We start from the raw sequence: 17,417 nt of genomic DNA, 5'->3' as shown, positions 1-17,417 counted from the left end.
CTAAAGGTACGGAAAGCCGCTGCATCCTAATGCCGGAAAGGGAGGCATGCCTCCCTTGAACCGGTTCTGTTTCCAAAGACTCAGGACTCGCGTCCCGGTCCCGAGTACGGGTCTTCTTCGTTGGGCTCGTGGCGGTCGCCGCCGAGGCTGTAGTATTTGTTCTCTTCATCGCCCTGACCCAGCGATTCGGTCTCTGTTTCATCCACTTCATCGGGAATGTCGAGGCCGGCGCTCGTTTGCATCGGGCCGAAGCTTTCTTCATTGAGCGGGTCGCCGTCGAAGTCGCGGTCGTCGAGAGAAGCGCGGCGCAGGTTGTCCTCGTCGGTGCTGCCGGTGTTCATGCTGGCGAGGGCGCGCACTTCATCGGGGCTCACATCGGCGTCGGTGCCGGGGCGCATCCCGAGGTCGTCATCGTCCACATCCTGCGGGGCTCCGATCTCGGAGGCGCGGGAGCCGGAGCTGCGGAGGGCGTCTGTGTCGCGGCCCTCGGAAGCGGGGTCGGGATCTTCGTTGTCGTTGCGGCGGCCCGTGGGCGGCATGCCGCGTTCGCTGTTGGTGCCGCTGTTGCCGTTGAAGCGCTGGCTGACACCGCTGAGGTTGCGCGAATTGGGAAGATTTTCTACATCCATATCCACCCGGTGGCTATCGGTGCGCTTGTCCATGATGTCTTCCTTGGAAGGGTAATGCGGGTAGCCGGGGAAGTCCTGGTCGGTCTTCGGGTCCGGTGACTGCTCCACCTCGCGCTTCGAATCCATCGCTTTGGACGGATCGTTCTCCGGAACGCGGTTGCGCTTATTGTCATCTGCCTTTGCCATAATCGTCTTTTCAGATAGTATGGCAACTGTCGTGCCCAAGCCCCCTGTCCCCCGAGGGGGGCACTTAGGTGGGCTTTTCCTTAGCATGTCGTCCCTGCTTTAGACCATCGGTTAATTAAAAGCCACGATCCCCTTGCGATTCGGACTTTTCTATTTTCCTTCCTATCGGGAAGGGGTAAGGGGATGGGCCGGCGGGCCGGGGCGGGGTCACAGCAGCGTGCCGCTCAGCACCAGGTAGGCCACCGAGAAATAAATGATCAGCCCGGTAACGTCTACGAGCGTCGCCACGAACGGTGCGGAGGAGACGGCGGGGTCGGCGCCGAGCCTCTTGAGCACCAGGGGCAGCATGGAGCCCGTAAGGGTGCCCCAGAGCACTACGCCCAGTACAGTGAAGCCGATGGTAACGCCAACGGCCATATAGTGCGGGCCGTAAAGATCTTTGATCCAGCCGCGCTCCATCATGTGGTGCCAGGCGATGATCCGGATGAAACCGATGAACCCGAGGATGGAGCCGAGCAGCAGCCCGCTCAGGATCTCGCGGCGCATGATGCGCCACCAGTCGGAGAGGTACACTTCGCCCATCGCCAGGGCCTGGATAATGAGGGTGGAGGCCTGCGATCCGCTGTTGCCGCCGCTGGAGATGATCAGGGGTATGAACTGCGCCAGCACGAGCGCCTTGCCCAGCTCATCGTTGAAATAGGCCATGGCCGAGGCCGTCAGCAGCTCGCCGAAAAAGAGCACCACCAGCCAGCCGGCGCGCTTGCGCACCAGGCGCACCAGCGGCATCTCGAGGTAGGGCTCCTCGAGGGCTTCGGTACCACCGATCTTCTGGATGTCTTCCGAGAATTCTTCCGACGCCACCCAAAGGATGTCATCGATGGTCACGATGCCGAGGAGCTTGTTGGAGTTGCTCACTACCGGCAGCGCCACCCGGTTGTTCATCTTAAAGGCCTCGGCGGCTTCTTCCTGGTCCTGGTAGGCGTTGAGGGCGATCACGCGGTCGTCCATCAGCTCGCTCACGCGGCTGTAAGGATCGGCGATGATGAACTCGCGGATCCGGATGTCGTCGAGGAGCTCGCCTTTATCATTAATGACATAGATGACGTCGATGGTCTCGGTGCTCTTGCCCACGCGGCGGATGACCTCGATCACTTCGGACACGGTATTGTCTTCGTACACATACACGTAGTCGGGCGTCATGAGTCGGCCAACGCTGTTTTCGGGGTAACCCAACAGCGAGAGGGTCACCTTGCGCTCTTCGGGATTCAGCTGTTTGATCAGCTCGCGCACGACGTTACTGGGCAGGTCTTCGAGAAAGGACGTACGGTCGTCGGGGGGCAGCTCGTTGAGCAGCTCGGCAACCTTGGACGGCGACAGCTCCTCGATGATGCGGCGCTGCAGGCTGAACTCCAGGATGCGGAACACCCCGGAAGCGCGGTGCACCGACATGGCGCTGATGATATCGCTGCCGCGCTCCGGCTCCTCGTATACGAGGTCTGCGATCTCGGTAATATTTTGCTGATCGAGGAACTGGTGCAGGGCCTGCGGGTCATCACTCTGCAGCACATGCTCGAACTCCTGCTTCAATAATTCCAGCGACATGCTTCAAAAATACGGGCCGAACTTGAAAGGGCTGGCCGTAACAAAGAGATAATTCCGAATCTTTGCCGCGTGAAACCCATTAACTATACGCACCCGGCGCTGCTGGTCAGTCATACCGGAACCCGCGGCCGCGGCGTTTTTACCAACCTGGCAATGGAAGCCAATACCCTCGTGGAGGTGGCACCGGTGATCGTGCTGACGGCGGCCCACCGCCGCATCGTGGAGCAGACGCTGTTGAACAATTACATTTTCGAATGGGGTAAGAGCCGCACCAAGTGCTGCGTGGCCCTCGGCTACGTATCGCTCTACAACCACGCCTACGACGCCAACTGCGAATACGAAATGCACTACGATGAAGGCCTCATCCTCGTGCGCACGGTCAAGCCGGTGAAGAAAGGCGCCGAGCTGTTCATCAATTACAACGGCATTCCCGACGACGACAGCCCGCTTTGGTTTAATGCTCACTAATCAAGCCGCCGAAAGGAACCGAAGAACAAGGAACAGCAAAATCGGAAGGGAGCACCCAATGAAAAAAGGGAGACCTGTTGGACCTCCCTTCGTAATTCTTTATTCCGTGCTCTGCGGTACTTCTAGTTGCTGCGCTGCAGGAGAATCTGGCCGCGCAGTTCGGGCACGGACGTCGACGCCTTCGTAAACACCTGAACGTAAAACAGCCCGGCGAGCAGCTCGTTTTCTTTCACGACCGTGTTGTCTACGGCGAGGGTTTGCGAAAAGCTGCCCGATTTACGGCGGGGCGGTGTACCGACGGCAGGCGTGTTGAAGGGGAATTGCTGTACCAGGGCGCCCTGGAAACCCGCTTCTGCCGGACCGTATACCCGGATAGAGGTCACGGAGTCGGTGGTGTTGGCCCAGGTTACGGAGTAGCTCAGGGTACGCGACGTGTTGTCGTAGCTGGCGTTGATGTTGCCGGTGGCCGGCGAGGGGCTGGCCGGTACGGGTACCACCTGGCTGGCGGTAAGCGGCAGGTTATTGCCGGCATAGGTCACGGTCTCCTGCGATTTTTTGCAGGAAGCCGCGGCGAGGGCCGCTACGGAGAGCACTGTGAAAGTCAGTCGTTGAAACATAGCAGGGCTGATTTGCGCCAAAAATAGCAATATTTCCGGTCTGCGAACAGGGAGTTACGCACATAATGCGGGAAAGTGGTCAAGTCGGAAGTGGGAAGTCGGAAGCGGGATTGCAGGGAAGGCATTCCCGTAGCTTACTTCCCACTTCCCACTTCCGACTTCCGACTTATTTCAACAGTCCCTTGATCTCATTGAGCTTGAGCAGCGCTTCCACGGGCGTCAGCCGGTTGATGTCGAGCGATTCCAGCAGGCTGCGGATGGCGTCGAAGGTCTGGCTGTGGGCGTCGAAGATGCTCAGTTGCATCTTGGGGGCGGCAAGCTGCTTCAGTCCTTCCGTGGGCGAAGCGTCCACGTGTTGCGATTCGAGCTGCTGCAGCACGTCGCGGGCGCGGGCCAGCAGCTCGGGCGGCATGCCGGCCATCTTGGCTACGTGGATGCCGAAGCTGTGGGTGGCGCCACCGCGGGCGAGCTTACGCAGGAAGATGATCTTGCCGCCGATCTCGCGGTTGGTCACGTGGTAATTCTTCACGCGCGGCAGTTTTTCCTCCAGCTCGTTGAGCTCGTGGTAGTGCGTGGCAAAAAGCGTTTTCGGCCCCTGGGGGGCGTTGTGCAGGTATTCGGCGATGCTCCAGGCGAGGGAAATGCCGTCGTAGGTGCTGGTGCCGCGGCCGATCTCGTCGAGCAGGATGAGGCAGCGCGGCGAAATGTTGTTGATAATGGACGCCGTCTCGTTCATCTCTACCATAAAGGTCGACTCGCCGGCGCTCAGGTTGTCGGACGCGCCCACGCGGGTGAACACCTTATCGGTGAGGGGGATGCGCGCTTCTGCGGCCGGCACAAACGAGCCCATGTGGGCCATCAGCGTGATGAGGGCCGTCTGGCGCAGCAGGGCGCTCTTACCGCTCATGTTCGGCCCGGTGAGGATGATGATCTGCTGATCTTCCTTGTCCAGCACGATATCGTTGGCTACATAACTTTCGCCTGCGGCCAGCTGCCGCTCGATCACCGGGTGACGGCCTTCGGTGATACGCAGCTCGTCGCCGTCGTGCAGCTGCGGGCGGCGGTAGTCGTATTGCAGGGCGTTCAGCGCAAAGCAGCCGAGGCAGTCGAGCACGGCCAGGATCTGGGCGTTGGCCTGGATGGGCGCCAGGTAGTCGTGCAGCTCGCCCAGCAGGTGGTCGAACAGCTGCAGCTCGAGGGCGAGCATCTTTTCTTCGGCGCCGGTGATCTTCTCCTCGTATTCCTTTAATTCCGGTGTGATGTAGCGCTCGCAGTTGGCCAGCGTCTGCTTCCGGATCCAGTCGGCGGGCACTTTGTCCTTGTGCGTGTTGGTCACCTCGAGGTAGTAGCCAAATACGTTGTTGAAGCCGATCTTAAGCGAGGGGATGCCGGTCTTTTGCGACTCGGCCTGTTGCAGTTGCAGCAGGTATTCCTTGCCGTTGTGGGCGATGTAGCGCCAGGAGTCGAGTTCCTCCTGCACGCCGGCGGCGATGAAGCCGCCCTTTGCGGCAAGGGCCGGCGGGTTCTCCGCGATGGAGGCGAGGATCTTATCGGCGATGAGGCTGCAGGGGTTGAGCGTATCGGCGAGGCGCGCCAGGTAGGGCACCGGCGAGCCGGTGAGCAGCTGGCGGATGGCGGCTACCTGCCGCAGGGCGCGCGCGAGCTGCCGCAGCTCGCGCGGGTTGATCTTGCGCAGCGGGATCTTCGACACCAGGCGCTCCAGGTCGCCGCAGGGGCGGAGGGCGTTGCCGAGATGTTCGCGCAGGCCGGCGTCTTCCAGCAGGTGCCCCACCACGTCGAGGCGCTCGTTGATCTTATCCGCGTCCTTGAGCGGAAACACGATCCAGCGCTTCAGCAGGCGGGCGCCCATGGGCGTGAGCGTGTTGTCGAGCACCTTCAGGAGGGTGTTGCCGCCTTCCACGGGGCTGTGCAGCAGCTCGAGGTTGCGGATGGTGAAGCGGTCGAGCCAGAGGTGTTCCTGGCGGTCGATGCGTTGGAGCGCCGTCACGTGCTGCAGGTTGGGGTGCTCGGTGTCTTTGAGGTAATGGAGCACGGCACCTGCCGCCACTAGGCCGGCGGCGAGGCCGTCCACACCGAAGCCTTTGAGCGAGTGGGTATCGAAATGCTTCAGCAGCGACTCCTCGGCGTAGTGTTGCTGGAACACCCATTCGTCGAGCGTATAGGTATAAAAGCGGGTGCCGAATTCTTCTTTGAACCGCTTCTGGTGCTGGCGCTGGAAAATCACTTCGGCGGGGCGGAAGCCCATGAGCAGCTTGTCGGCATACTCGCGGTCGCCCTGGGCGAGGAAGAACTCGCCGGTAGAAATATCGAGAAAGGCAAGACCGTAAACGCCGTCGGCTTCGAGGTGCAGGGCGGCGAGGAAGTTGTTGGAACCGTGCTCGAGGAGCTTGTCGCCGGTGGCGGTGCCGGGCGTCACCATTTCAGTCACGCCGCGCTTGACGATGCCTTTGGCTGCCTTTGGGTCTTCGAGCTGGTCGCAGATGGCCACGCGGTAGCCGGCGCGTACCAGCTTGTGCAGGTAGGTGTCGAGGGCGTGGTGCGGAAAACCGGCGAGCTCGTTGTCGGCCGTGCCGTTGTTGCGCTTGGTGAGGGTGATGCCCAGCACGCCCGCGGCTACGATGGCGTCGGCGCCGAAGGTCTCGTAAAAATCGCCCACGCGGAACAGCAGCACGGCATCGGGGTAGCGCGCCTTGATGGCGCTGTGTTGCTGCATCAACGGGGTTTCTGCGGTTTTCGTCTTGCTCATAGCGTAGCGGCAAAAATAGCCCGGCCGGCGCAACCAAACATGTGAAAAACCTCAGGAATTGCGGTTTTTATCCCCAACTTTGCCCCGCACATGCGCAAGCTTTCCACCGAAGAACTGAACCGCCTCTCCGTAGCCGAATTCCGGGCCGCCGACAAGCTGCCCGTGATCGCCGTGCTGGAGAACGTGCGGAGCGCCTACAACGTAGGCTCGCTGTTCCGCACCGCCGACGCCTTCCGCCTCGAGGCGCTCTACCTCGTGGGCTATACCGCTTTCCCACCCCACAAAGAGATCCGCAAGACCGCCCTCGGCGCCGAGGACACGGTGGCCTGGAAGCACTTCCGGCCCGTGGAAGAGGCCCTGGCCGACCTCCGCGCGCAGGGCTACCGGATTTACGCGGTGGAACAGGCCGAGGGCAGCCGGATGCTGCAGGACGTTGAAGTGGGAGCGGAGGAGAAGATCGCCGTCGTCTTCGGCAACGAGGTCACCGGCGTCGAGCAATCGACCATCGCCCAGTGCGACGGTTGTATCGAGATCCCGCAGCTCGGCATGAAACACTCGCTGAATGTGGCCACGGCCGCAGGGGTGGTGCTGTGGGAGCTCGTGCGGCAACATTTGAAGGAATAGCGAATAGCGAACAAGGAATAACGAATATCGAAGTGGTCGCAACGGCCGATGGCCGTCGTCGCGAGCGCAGCGAAGCAAACTCCTCCGTTACGCGGGGTGCAACTGAAGTAAAAGACATGACAACTGTAAAAAACTATCTCTCTCTCATCAAGTTCTCCCACACCATCTTCGCGATGCCCTTCGCGCTGATCGGGTTTTTCTTGGCGCTTTTCAGCATCAAACATATCGACTGGCCTGTCCTCGATGAGCCGGGTTGGCACATGACCCTGTACTCGAACGAATTTCTGATCAGGCAGTTCATTTTAGTCATCCTGTGCATGGTCTTCGCCCGCTCCGCGGCCATGGCCTTCAACCGCTATATCGACCGCAAGTTCGACGAAAAGAACCCCCGCACGGCCATCCGCGAGATTCCCAAGGGCATCATCACCCCGCAAAACGCATTGGCCTTTACCATCGCCTGCTGCCTGCTGTTCGTGGCCTGCACCTTCTTCATCAACCGCATCTGCTTTTTCCTTTCTCCCGTTGCTCTCGCTGTTGTGCTGGGCTACAGCTACACGAAGCGCTTCACGCCGCTTTGCCACCTCGTGCTCGGCGTAGGCCTGTCGCTCGCGCCCATTGGCGCCTGGCTGGCCGTGACCGGCTACTTCCACTGGCTGCCGCTGCTGTTTTCCTTTGCCGTCGTGTTCTGGGTGAGTGGGTTCGACATCATTTACGCCATGCAGGACGTCGACTTCGATACGTCGCAGCAACTGTATTCCATCCCGGCCGCCGTGGGTAAGGCCCGTGCGCTCCATATCTCCGAATTCCTGCACCTCCTGAGCGCCGCCTGCGTGGTGGCCGCCGGTAAATTCGGGCATTTCGGCTGGCTGTATTGGATCGGCGTGCTTGTATTTGGCGGGATGCTCATTTACCAGCACTCGATCGTCAAACCGACCGACCTGCGCCGCGTCAATATTGCGTTCATGACCGCCAACGGGATCGCGTCCGTCGTGTTCGCCGCATTCGTCATCGCCGACCTGTTTGTGCATTAACCCCAGCGGCCTTTATTCCCCGGAATGTCATGGCGGGCTACCAAGCGGGCATGCCTCCGGCATGCTGCCGGAAGCGTGGAAATGCAAAAAAAAACCTTCATAACCTGTTTATTATCAATACGCTGACAGCGATCCTACAACGGTGTATCGGACACGGGCGCTCGGTATGTAGAACACGATCCCTCGGTGTATAGAACATGGTCGCTCGGTGTAGAAAGCCTGGCTGCACCATGCAGGAAAAGCCGTACCCGGTTTCTACACTATGTTTGCGTCTTGATTTCCGGCGTCAGCCAACTACAAACGACAAACAACAAACGACAAACAATTATGGGCAGAGTGCTGGCTATCGACTATGGCGGCAAACGCACCGGACTCGCCGTCACCGACCCCTTGCAGATCATCGCCACGGGGCTGCAAACCATCGAGACCGGCAAGCTGCTGGCTTTCCTGAAAGAATATGTCAAAAAGGAGGACGTGGAGCTGGTACTCATCGGCATGCCCACCAACTGGGACGATTCTGACACCCACGCCACGGGCGCCGTGCGGAAGTTCATCGAGCTGTTCAAAAAGCAGCTCCCCGCCACGCCCATCCAGGAGGTCGACGAGCGCTATACCTCCCGCCTGGCTTCACAGGCCATTTCGCAGATGGGCCTGAAGAAAAAGCGCCGCGAGCAAAAAGGCCTTATCGACGAGGTGGCGGCAACCATCATGCTGCAGGAATACCTTCAAAGCAAAAGTTAGCCTTCGACTACGCTCAGGCTGACAAAAAGGTCCGCTGTCACGCTGAGCGCAGCCGAAGCGCCATTAACTTCGCGCTATGATTCTTCCCATTGTAGCCTATGGACACCCGGTGCTGCGCCAGGTGGCCCAGGACATTGACCCTTCCATTTACCCCGATCTCGACAAGCTCATTGCCGATATGTGGGAAACGATGTACGCTTCCAACGGCGTCGGGCTGGCTGCCCCGCAGATCAACCGCCCCATCCGGCTCTTTGTGGTGGACTCGGAACAGATCTTCGCCAACAAAGACGAGGACGACGACGACGATTACCCGGACGCGCCGGGCTACAAGGGGGTATTTCTCAACGCCCACATCGTGGAAGAAGGCGGCGACGACTGGGCTTACAACGAAGGCTGCCTTTCCATTCCGCGCATCCGTGAAGACATTTACCGCGCCGAGGAAGTGACGATCCGCTACCTCGATGAGCACTTCGAGCAACAGGAGCGCACCTTCAACGGCGTCACCGGCCGCATCATCCTGCACGAATACGACCACATCGACGGCAAGCTGTTCATCGACCACCTGTCGCCGCTGAAGCGCAAGCTGATGAAGCGCAAGCTCGACGACATCTCCCGCGGCTCTATCCGTACCGATTACAAAATGCTCTTCCCGAAAAAATGAGGACGGGCGCCCTGGCTTTGGGACTGCTTGGCGCCCTGGGCGCAAAAGCCCAGACGGCCGACAGCGCCGAGGTGGAAGCCGTGCGCCGCATGGTGACCCTCAGCGAAGTGGTGGTGCGCAGCGACCTCAACGTGCCGCGCTTCCTGCAACGGATCCGTAACGATTCGTCGTATTACAAGGCTTTCAAGAACCTGCACATCCTCGGCTACACGTCGGAGAACTACATCGAGCTGTTCGACAAGAAGGGTCGTTCGCAGGCGGGCCTGCGCAGCAAAACGCGCCAGCACCGCGACAGGAACTGCCGTACGATGGAGGTGCTGGAAGAAGCCGTGACGGGCGACTTTTACGACGGGAATCACAACTACAACTATTACACGGCGCAGCTTTACGACGCCTTCTTCTTCACGCACGGCACCGTTTGCGGCGAGACCAATATCGTGGCCGGCAGCCAGCACAGCGTGCAGGGCAAGAAGGGGCTCGAAAAAAACAAGGAGCAGCTCAAGATGCTGTTCTTTAACCCGGGCCAGAAGATCCCAGGCATCCCGTTCATCGGCAACAAGCTCGATGTGTTCGACGAGGAGATCGCGCAGAAATACAATTACTCCATCGACACGTCCTCGGTCATCAACGGCATTCCCTGCTACGTGTTCCGCATCGAGCGGCGCGACGACCTCAGCAGGTCGGAGCGGGGCGACATCGTGTTCGACAACATCACCACCTGGTTCAACCAGAAAACGATGGAGATCGTGGGCCGCAACTACGATCTGAGCTACGACGCCGGCGTATACGACTTCGACGTGCACATGAAGGTGGAGATGATGAAGGTGGGCGACTACCTGGTGCCCTACACCCTCAGCTACCGCGGCAACTGGCACCTGATGTTCAAGGGGCGCGAGCGCGGCCTGTTCAATGCAACGCTGCACGATTTCAAGATTCCCTGACCTCGCCCCCGGAGAGAAAGAACCCAAATCCCGCATGCGGGATACGCAGATTCATTAAGATTGGTTATGATATGCTGACGCAGGTGACGGCTATCTGCGTTCATCATAACAATCATATGGAATCGGCGTTCTTTCTCTTACTCCGTATCCTTCAGCCCCTTCGAATACCGCTGCCACTTCGCGATCACTGCGGCCAGGTCGGGCGGGAGCTCGGTGTCGAAGAACATTTCCTCGCCCGTCCGCGGGTGAATGAAGCCAAGCGTCTTGGCGTGCAGGGCCTGGCGGGGGCAAAGTGCGAAGCAGTTTTCTACAAACTGCTTGTACTTGGTGTAGATCGTTCCTTTCAGGATGCGGTCGCCGCCGTAGGTGTCGTCGTTGAAGAGGGTATGCCCGATGTGTTTCATATGCACCCGGATCTGGTGGGTGCGGCCCGTTTCCAGCACGCATTCCACCAGCGTCACGTAATTGAGGCGTTCCAGCACTTTGTAGTGGGTGATGGCTTCCTTGCCGTGATCGCCCTCGGGGAAGGCGTCGAACATCTTGCGGTAGCGCAGGTTGCGGCCTACGTGGGCCACGATGGTGCCCTCGTCCTGCTCCACGTTGCCCCACACGAGTGCCCGGTAGTTGCGCTTCACGGTGTGGTCGAAGAACTGCCTGGCGAGGTGCCGCATGGCGATGTCGGTCTTGGCCAGCACCAGGAGGCCGCTGGTGTTTTTGTCGATGCGGTGCACGAGCCCGAAGCGGGGGAGCGTGCTTTCGTCGATATCGGGATTCTGTTGCTTCAGGTAGTAGGAGACGCCGTTGATCAGCGTGCCGCTGTAGTTGCCGCTGCCGGGATGCACCACCATCCCCGCGGGCTTGTTGATGATCATCAGGTCGTCGTCCTCGTAGATGATGTTGAGGTCCATCTTTTCGGGCACCACGTCGGTACTCTCGGGCGTCGTATCGGTATATACGATGATCTGGTCGAGCGGCTTGATCTTGTAGTTCTGTTTTACGGGCTTCCCGTTCACCAGCACCATCCCGGCGTTGATCCCGCGCTGCAGCTTGTTACGCGTGGCGCCCTCGATGCGGCCCATAAGGAATTTGTCGATCCGCAGGGGTTCCTGGCCCTTGTCGATCAGGTAGGTAAACCGCTCGTAGAGCTCGTCGCTGGCGTCGGTGTTTTCGGGAAGATGGGTCTCGTCAGTGCTCATGAGGCTGCAAATATCGTGAATCGAGAATCGAGAATCGTGAAAGAACCATCCTCACGACCTCCTTCCCGGGCGGAAGGAAGGGGATTGCCTGCTATTTCGAAAGGAACACGCTCTGTTCCCCTTCCCTCAGGGAAGGGGGTTAGGGGATGGGTCTTACCTTTGCCCCGATGAAACAGCCCGTTCACTTCCGCGACCTCGGACACATGCCCTACAAAGAAGCCTGGGACTACCAGGAAGGCCTGCTGCAGGAGGCCCTGGCCGTGAAGTCGGTACGCCACACGACGGCGGCCCCGGTAGACCCGGCGGACCTGCCCACGAAGCACTACCTGCTGTTTGTGGAGCACCCGCCCGTGTATACGCTGGGCAAGAGCGGCAAGATGGACCACGTGCTCATCGGCAATGAAGAGCGCTCCGAAAAGGGCATCGAGTTTTATCAGACCAACCGGGGTGGCGACATCACTTTCCACGGTCCCGACCAGGTGGTGGGCTACCCGATCCTCGACCTCGAAAAGTTTTATACCGATATCGGTAAATACCTTCGCGCCCTCGAAGACGTCATTATCCTTACCCTGGCCGGCTACGGCATCAACGCCGGCCGATCGGCGGGTGAAACGGGCGTCTGGATCGATGCGCAGGTCAAAGGGCGCGAGCGCAAGATCTGCGCCATGGGCGTGCGCTGCAGCCGCTGGGTCACCATGCACGGCTTTGCCCTCAACGTCAACACCGACCTTTCCTATTTCAACCACATCATCCCCTGCGGCATCATCAACAAAAAGGTCACCTCCATCAAAGAGGAACTGGGCCGCGAAGTGCCGATGGAGGAGGTGAAGGAATACTTGAAGGAAAACTTCTGCAAGGTGTTCGACGTGGAACTGGTGGCGGGTTAAGGCCGCTGGAGGCCCGCGCACGCAAAGGCGCGGAGACGTAACGTTTCTTTCCCTAAAACAAAAAAGGAAAGCCGGCTTCCCTTTTTACAATTATGCTTCGCGTCTGTACGTCTCCGCACCTTTACGTGAAACCGGCGCTTGCGCCGCTACGGCTTCAGGTAAAATTTGTTCCGCTCCACGAGCTTGTCATCATTGTACAGCTCAAAGAAGAACCAGCCCGAATGGTAGAAGTTGCTCTTGTCGAGCAGGAGCAGCCTGTCTTTCATCGATTTGATCTCGAAGAGAAAGGTGCTGTCCTCGTAAAATTTCACGCTGTAATTCTTTTGTGCCGCATCGGGCAGGCGCAGCTGCACATAGCCTTCACTGTTGGCGAACACGAACGTGGAGGGCACCCACTCCGGCTTTTTTACCACAGGCGCGGGGCCGGGCTTAGGGCGGGAAAGGGTATCGTTGTTCTTTACCCGCAGCGTGTCGTGGTTGATGACCACAAAGGTGTCGCGGTTACGCACGAATACGGAGTCCTTGTATTTATACAACAGGTCGTTGGGCGTCACCACGGGACGCTGTGCCTGTGGCAGCTGGACGCGGCTCGTGTCAGGGCGGCGGGGTTTTGTAAAGTAGTAGGTGCCGCCTTCCATGGCATAAAACAGGCGGTACCACATGTGATCGTTGGGGGCGTTGCGGTCGGTGTAGCCGTTCTGTACCGACTTGGGGTCGGCTACGCTCAGGACCGTCTTGTATGTACCCAGGCTGTCGAAAGCCCTCTGGATCGAGATCTGCGCGATGTTGGGGTAGGGGTTCGTCCAGCTGACGATGCTCCGGTTGCTGCCGGCATTCCGCACATGGAAGCGGGGAAGAGTGTCCTGCGCGCGCAGCACGCCGGCTCCGGCAAGGCCCGCCATCAGCACCAGAAAGAGTCTTTTATTCATCCGCAATTCAGAGGCACGCATCGGTGCAAATATAGAAGGGCACCGGCAATCGCTCAGAACATTAACGTTCCTTCGGGCAGCGACCGGTTGCCCTGCAGACCGCCGCTGTGCACCAGCAGCACCCGGCTTCCCGAAGCGAAATAACCGACCTGGAGCAGCCGGTCGGCCGCGCGGAAGGCCTTACCGGTATACACAAAGTCGGACGGGATGCCGGTGGCCGTATACCATTCGTTCATGAACGTGAGCAGGGCCGTATTGTGGCGCGCATAGCCGCCCTCGTCAAAACCGTGCAGCACCGTATAGCGGGCTTGTTGCTCCGGGGTGAGAAGGGCTGCAACGGCCCCATCGAGGGAATGGTTGTTCTTCAGCACCGAGATGCCGATGCACTGCTGCCCGGGCCCGGCCATAGCTGCTAGTCCCGCCAGCGTAGTGCCGGTGCCCACCGCAACTACTATATGCGTATAGGCCTCCCAGTGGGTTGTTTGCGCGATGAGACTGGCGCCGGCGCACCCTTCGGCACCAGAGCCGCCTTCGGGGATAAGCAGGAAGTGTTCGGGCGGATAGGCAGGGGCAAGCTCCCCCGGCAAGCGCCCCGTGCGGTAATCGGAGCGGGAGAGGAAGTGAAGCCGCATGCCCCGGGCCTCGGCATCCTGCAGGGTGGCGGAGAGCTGCGCCGGGCGTTCGCCGCGGATCAGCCCAACGGCTTCGAGGCCCGACAGCCGCGCGGCTTCGGCCGTGGCCAGCAGGTGGTTGCTCCAGGCGCCGCCGAAGGTGATCAGTCCCTTCCGGTGCTCGGTGCGCGCACGCTCCAGCCAGTAGTGGAGCTTGAACCATTTGTTGCCCGACACCACCGGGTGGAGCTCATCCAGCCGCAACACATCGACCGAAACACCGGGTGGCTGGCACCAATTTTTTAGCGGCTCGGTGCGGATATGGGAATGCGGAAGCTCCATAGAAGACGGGGCCGTGAATGTAGTACATTCGCTCCCGATTTGTTTTCCACACGAATAATCAACGAATACAAATGAAACCTACTCTTGTGATCATGGCGGCGGGCATGGCGTCGCGCTACGGCAGTATGAAACAGATCCAGCAATTCGGCCCCAGCGGCGAAACGATCATGGACTACTCCATTTTTGACGCCATCCGCGCCGGCTTCGGAAAGGTCGTGTTCATCATCCGCCGCGACTTCGCCGAGGACTTCAAAAATATCTTCGAGCCCAAGCTGAAAGGCCGCATCGAAACCGAATACGTCTTCCAGGATATGGACGCCTACCTTCCCGAAGGCTTTGTAGCACCGGCCGAACGCAAAAAGCCCTGGGGTACCTCGCACGCCATCCTGTGCGCGCAGACCGCCGTGCAGGGGCCGTTCGCCGTTATCAATGCCGACGACTTTTATGGCGCCGACGGTTTTGTGAAGGCAGCCGGCTTTCTTACCACGCAGTGCGATGAGCGCACCTACGCGCTGGTGGGCTACCAGCTCAGCAAAACCCTATCCGAGAACGGCTCCGTCAGCCGCGGTGTGTGCCAGGTGGACGGGCAGGGCAACCTCGTTGCGATCAACGAACGCCTGAAGATCTACCGCAAAGACGGTCCGATGGTGTCGGAAGAACCCGACGGCTCCTTCCTCAACCTCGACGAGAACACCCGCGCTTCAATGAACTTCTGGTGTTTCCATCCTTCGCTGTTTCCTTTCCTCCAGGAAGAATTTGCCAAGTTCCTCGCCCAGCAGGGCCAGGATCCGAAGGCCGAATTCCTTATTCCCTATAGCTGCGACGTGTTCATCAAAAGCGGCCGCGGCGTGATCAAGGTGCTGGAAACCTCCGCCCAATGGTTCGGCGTTACCTACAAGGAAGACGCACCCGTGGTAACGGAAAGCGTGAAGAAGCAGGTGGAAAGCGGGGCGTATCCCAACAACCTTTGGGCAGCATAAAAGGGGGGACCCAATGAATACATGAATACATGAGTACATGAACCGTTGCGGTGAGGTACCAATAAAAAAGGCGAAGTGTGTACTTCGCCTTTTTTATTGGATTTCTAAGATCCTGTAATCCTGTAATCAAGTATTCTTCCCTCTTTAGCTAACCTTCACCATATACACGAAGTCCTGCATCTTTTTCACCTGCTGCTGGCGCGGAAGACCGCGCAGGGCCGTGTTGGACGGCGCTTTCACGCGCTTGAAGGACGTGTCGTTCTGCGCCAGCTGCGCGAGGGCCTGGTAGATATATTTCGATTGGGTGGCAAATACAACGCCTTCGGCAGAGGTCTGCTTTTGACGCAGCACACCGATCACCTCGCCGTTGTGGTTGAGGATGGGACCGCCGGAGTTGCCCGGGTTGGCCGCGATCGCGATCTGGCAGGAAAGCGTGTCGCCGTTGTAGCCGGTGCGGGCGGCCAGGTAGCCTTCGCCGTAAACGATGTCGTTGCGCGGGTAGCCGAGCGTGAATACCGGCTCCGAAATGTCGGCACCGGCCTTCCGCAGGGCATAGGGCAGGGCCGCCGGGGCCTTATAGGAATTGTCTTCGATCTTCAGGATGGCGAGGTCGCGGCTTTCGTCGGAAAATACCACGCGGGCTACATAATCGGCGCCGCTGGTGCTCTGCACGGCAATGTTGCGGGCGCCGCTGACCACGTGCGCGCTGGTTACCACGAGGCCCTTCACGTCGATCAGGAACCCGGTTCCCCCGGTTTTGTATACGATCGGACCGGCGTCCGTAACCGGCTGGATGCTGCTGCTTACCGCGCTTTTTACATTGTTGATCTCGCGGTCCTGCTCGCGGTTATGCTGCTGCAGGTTGTTGATCTGGCGGCTGAGGTCCTGCACATCGCGGGAGGTGCGCTTGCCCGGCGATACCGACCAGAGGAGGGCGGAGATGGCCACGGCGGTAACCCCGGCAATGGAGGCGGCGATGGCGCCCGTGCGCTTGTAGCGGTTAAAGAGGTATCGCACGCGGGCGCGGCCCTGGAGTCGGGGCGACTCGATAGCGCCGGCCTCGGCGAGGTCGAGGTGGATCTCGTTGAGGCGGGCTTTAAAGGTGCGCGTCTCGTCGAACCGGTGAAACTGTTGCAGGAAATAGGTGTGCTCGACCACCAGCTGGTCGATCTCGGGGTTCGACTTGCGCAAACCCTCGAACCAAACACGCTCATCCGGGCTCATCTGGCCGTTGATGTAGCGCTCCACCGCTTCGAGTAAATTAAGGTCATCCATCACTACACGTCATTTTTATACTGCGAAAAGAAGAGTTTCTTCAGCCGCACCAGGCATTTGTATTTCTGGTTCTTGGCATTGTCGGCATTGGTGTAGCCAAAGGCGGCCGCGATCTCCTGCATGCCTTTTTTCTGCAGGTAAAACGCCTCCAGCAGGCTGCGGCAGGGTTCCCCGAGGCCGCCCAGGGCTTTTTCCATCAGCTGGAAATCCTGGTCGCGCTGCTCGTGGCTCTCCAGCTCTTCCTCTACCGGCACCATTTCGCCGTGGGCTTCGCCGGTGATGAACCGGTTCTGTTGCATCAGGCGCTTCAGCCAGAGGCGGCGGCTGACGGAGTAGAGGTAGGTCTTTAGCTGGCAGTGCAGCTCGAATTGCCCGTTTTTCACCTTTTCATAAAGCACCAGCAGGGCTTCCTGGAAGATGTCTTTCGCATCATCGGCAGAGCCGCTGTTGTTGACCACCAGGGCCTGCACCATACCAAAATGCTGCCGGTAGATCGTTTCGATCGCCTTGCGGTCATCGCGGGCCAGTCCTTGCAGGAGCGTTGTTTCGTTCAGCACAGCCTTCACCAATCCTTTTTTAATACCAAACTTTAAAAATAGTAACCCGGAAGGGGCGTTAAAAAAATATTTTCCGGCGGCCGGGTTACCTTCTTTCCATTTGGGTATTAATCCTCTGTAAACCCCGGAACGTGATGAAGCACCTGTTCGTTTTTGCCCTGGGCTCCGCTCTTTTCGCTTCGTGCAACAACAGCGGCAGCGGCGAGACACCCGGTCAGAAGCTGGATACCTTCCTCAAAAAAGCCGATACGGTGACCGGAAAGGTCGGCGCAGCGGCGGAAAAGGTCTGGGATTCTACAAAGTCCAAAGTGCGCCAGCTCGACGATAAGGTCGACAACGCCCTGCGGAAAGACACGACAAAACATTAATAACC

General features: G+C 59.3%; 18 protein-coding genes. 9 read left to right on the top strand and 9 right to left on the bottom strand.

Annotation, left to right across the window (positions count from 1 at the left end; genetic code table 11):
- Positions 1–80 precede the first annotated feature (80 nt).
- Both E0486_RS01880 and mgtE read right to left on the bottom strand, forming a co-directional pair.
- On the bottom strand, positions 81–815 hold the full coding sequence (locus tag E0486_RS01880; protein ID WP_131850444.1) for a hypothetical protein: 735 nt from the start codon (positions 813–815) through the stop codon (positions 81–83).
- Positions 816–1,022: 207 nt separating this feature from the next.
- Positions 1,023–2,417, bottom strand: a complete 1,395-nt coding sequence (mgtE, locus tag E0486_RS01875; protein WP_131850443.1) for a magnesium transporter — start codon at positions 2,415–2,417, stop codon at positions 1,023–1,025.
- A gap of 69 nt (positions 2,418–2,486) precedes the next feature.
- On the opposite strand from mgtE, the gene E0486_RS01870 reads away from it, so the two are divergent.
- Positions 2,487–2,885, top strand: coding sequence for an SET domain-containing protein-lysine N-methyltransferase (locus E0486_RS01870; RefSeq protein ID WP_243697355.1), 399 nt, complete (start codon positions 2,487–2,489; stop codon positions 2,883–2,885).
- A 122-nt stretch (positions 2,886–3,007) separates the two neighbouring features.
- On the opposite strand, the gene E0486_RS01865 is transcribed toward E0486_RS01870, so the two are convergent.
- Together E0486_RS01865 and mutS are read right to left on the bottom strand one after the other, a co-directional pair.
- Positions 3,008–3,502: a CHRD domain-containing protein gene (locus E0486_RS01865; protein WP_131850442.1), complete on the bottom strand. Its 495-nt coding sequence runs from the start codon at positions 3,500–3,502 to the stop codon at positions 3,008–3,010.
- 166 nt (positions 3,503–3,668) lie between these two features.
- On the bottom strand, positions 3,669–6,269 hold the full coding sequence (gene mutS / locus E0486_RS01860) for a DNA mismatch repair protein MutS (protein WP_131850441.1): 2,601 nt from the start codon (positions 6,267–6,269) through the stop codon (positions 3,669–3,671).
- Positions 6,270–6,359: 90 nt separating this feature from the next.
- On the opposite strand from mutS, the gene E0486_RS01855 reads away from it, so the two are divergent.
- The 5 genes from E0486_RS01855 (at position 6,360) to E0486_RS01835 (ending at position 10,267) form a co-directional block, all read left to right on the top strand.
- A complete protein-coding gene (locus tag E0486_RS01855) occupies positions 6,360–6,893 on the top strand; it encodes an RNA methyltransferase (RefSeq protein ID WP_131850440.1) in 534 nt (177 codons plus the stop codon).
- Between the two features lie 116 nt (positions 6,894–7,009).
- Positions 7,010–7,924, top strand: a complete 915-nt coding sequence (locus E0486_RS01850; RefSeq protein WP_131850439.1) for a UbiA-like polyprenyltransferase — start codon at positions 7,010–7,012, stop codon at positions 7,922–7,924.
- Positions 7,925–8,251: 327 nt separating this feature from the next.
- The gene (ruvX, locus tag E0486_RS01845) at positions 8,252–8,665 is read left to right on the top strand and encodes a Holliday junction resolvase RuvX (protein ID WP_131850438.1); all 414 of its coding nucleotides are present in this window, start codon (positions 8,252–8,254) and stop codon (positions 8,663–8,665) included.
- Positions 8,666–8,741: 76 nt separating this feature from the next.
- A complete protein-coding gene (gene def / locus E0486_RS01840; protein WP_131850437.1) occupies positions 8,742–9,326 on the top strand; it encodes a peptide deformylase in 585 nt (194 codons plus the stop codon).
- Positions 9,323–10,267, top strand: a complete 945-nt coding sequence (locus E0486_RS01835; protein ID WP_131850436.1) for a hypothetical protein — start codon at positions 9,323–9,325, stop codon at positions 10,265–10,267. Before def ends, E0486_RS01835 begins: the two co-directional genes overlap by 4 nt.
- Positions 10,268–10,404: 137 nt before the next feature.
- Here the strand turns inward: E0486_RS01835 and E0486_RS01830 are convergent, their stop codons facing one another.
- Positions 10,405–11,463 (bottom strand): RluA family pseudouridine synthase, encoded by a 1,059-nt coding sequence (locus tag E0486_RS01830; protein WP_131850435.1) that lies wholly within the window; start codon positions 11,461–11,463, stop codon positions 10,405–10,407.
- A 167-nt stretch (positions 11,464–11,630) separates the two neighbouring features.
- Here E0486_RS01830 and lipB point away from each other — a divergent pair, with 167 nt between their 5' ends.
- A complete protein-coding gene (gene lipB / locus E0486_RS01825; RefSeq protein ID WP_131850434.1) occupies positions 11,631–12,350 on the top strand; it encodes a lipoyl(octanoyl) transferase LipB in 720 nt (239 codons plus the stop codon).
- 146 nt (positions 12,351–12,496) lie between these two features.
- Here lipB and E0486_RS01820 read toward each other — a convergent pair whose 3' ends face one another.
- Together E0486_RS01820 and E0486_RS01815 are read right to left on the bottom strand one after the other, a co-directional pair.
- Positions 12,497–13,300: a hypothetical protein gene (locus tag E0486_RS01820; RefSeq protein WP_131850433.1), complete on the bottom strand. Its 804-nt coding sequence runs from the start codon at positions 13,298–13,300 to the stop codon at positions 12,497–12,499.
- A gap of 32 nt (positions 13,301–13,332) precedes the next feature.
- The gene (locus tag E0486_RS01815) at positions 13,333–14,232 is read right to left on the bottom strand and encodes a 1-aminocyclopropane-1-carboxylate deaminase/D-cysteine desulfhydrase (RefSeq protein WP_131850432.1); all 900 of its coding nucleotides are present in this window, start codon (positions 14,230–14,232) and stop codon (positions 13,333–13,335) included.
- 71 nt (positions 14,233–14,303) lie between these two features.
- Between E0486_RS01815 and E0486_RS01810 the strand changes: the two genes are divergently transcribed.
- Positions 14,304–15,212, top strand: coding sequence for a nucleotidyltransferase family protein (locus E0486_RS01810; RefSeq protein WP_131850431.1), 909 nt, complete (start codon positions 14,304–14,306; stop codon positions 15,210–15,212).
- Positions 15,213–15,356: 144 nt separating this feature from the next.
- Here the strand turns inward: E0486_RS01810 and E0486_RS01805 are convergent, their stop codons facing one another.
- Positions 15,357–16,487 carry a S1C family serine protease gene (locus tag E0486_RS01805; RefSeq protein WP_131850430.1) on the bottom strand — a complete coding sequence of 377 codons (1,131 nt, stop codon included), beginning with the start codon at positions 16,485–16,487 and terminating at the stop codon, positions 15,357–15,359.
- A gap of 2 nt (positions 16,488–16,489) precedes the next feature.
- The gene (locus E0486_RS01800) at positions 16,490–17,053 is read right to left on the bottom strand and encodes an RNA polymerase sigma factor (RefSeq protein ID WP_131850429.1); all 564 of its coding nucleotides are present in this window, start codon (positions 17,051–17,053) and stop codon (positions 16,490–16,492) included.
- Positions 17,054–17,175: 122 nt separating this feature from the next.
- Here E0486_RS01800 and E0486_RS01795 point away from each other — a divergent pair, with 122 nt between their 5' ends.
- Entirely contained in the window at positions 17,176–17,412 is a 237-nt protein-coding gene (locus tag E0486_RS01795) for a hypothetical protein (protein WP_165917152.1), read from the top strand.
- Positions 17,413–17,417: the final 5 nt, after the last annotated feature.

Source organism: Flaviaesturariibacter aridisoli (assembly GCF_004343705.1).
GTDB lineage: Bacteria > Bacteroidota > Bacteroidia > Chitinophagales > Chitinophagaceae > Flavisolibacter > Flavisolibacter aridisoli.
The sequence above is the reverse complement of the archived record's forward strand: the minus strand, read 5'-3'. Positions and strand labels throughout refer to the sequence as shown.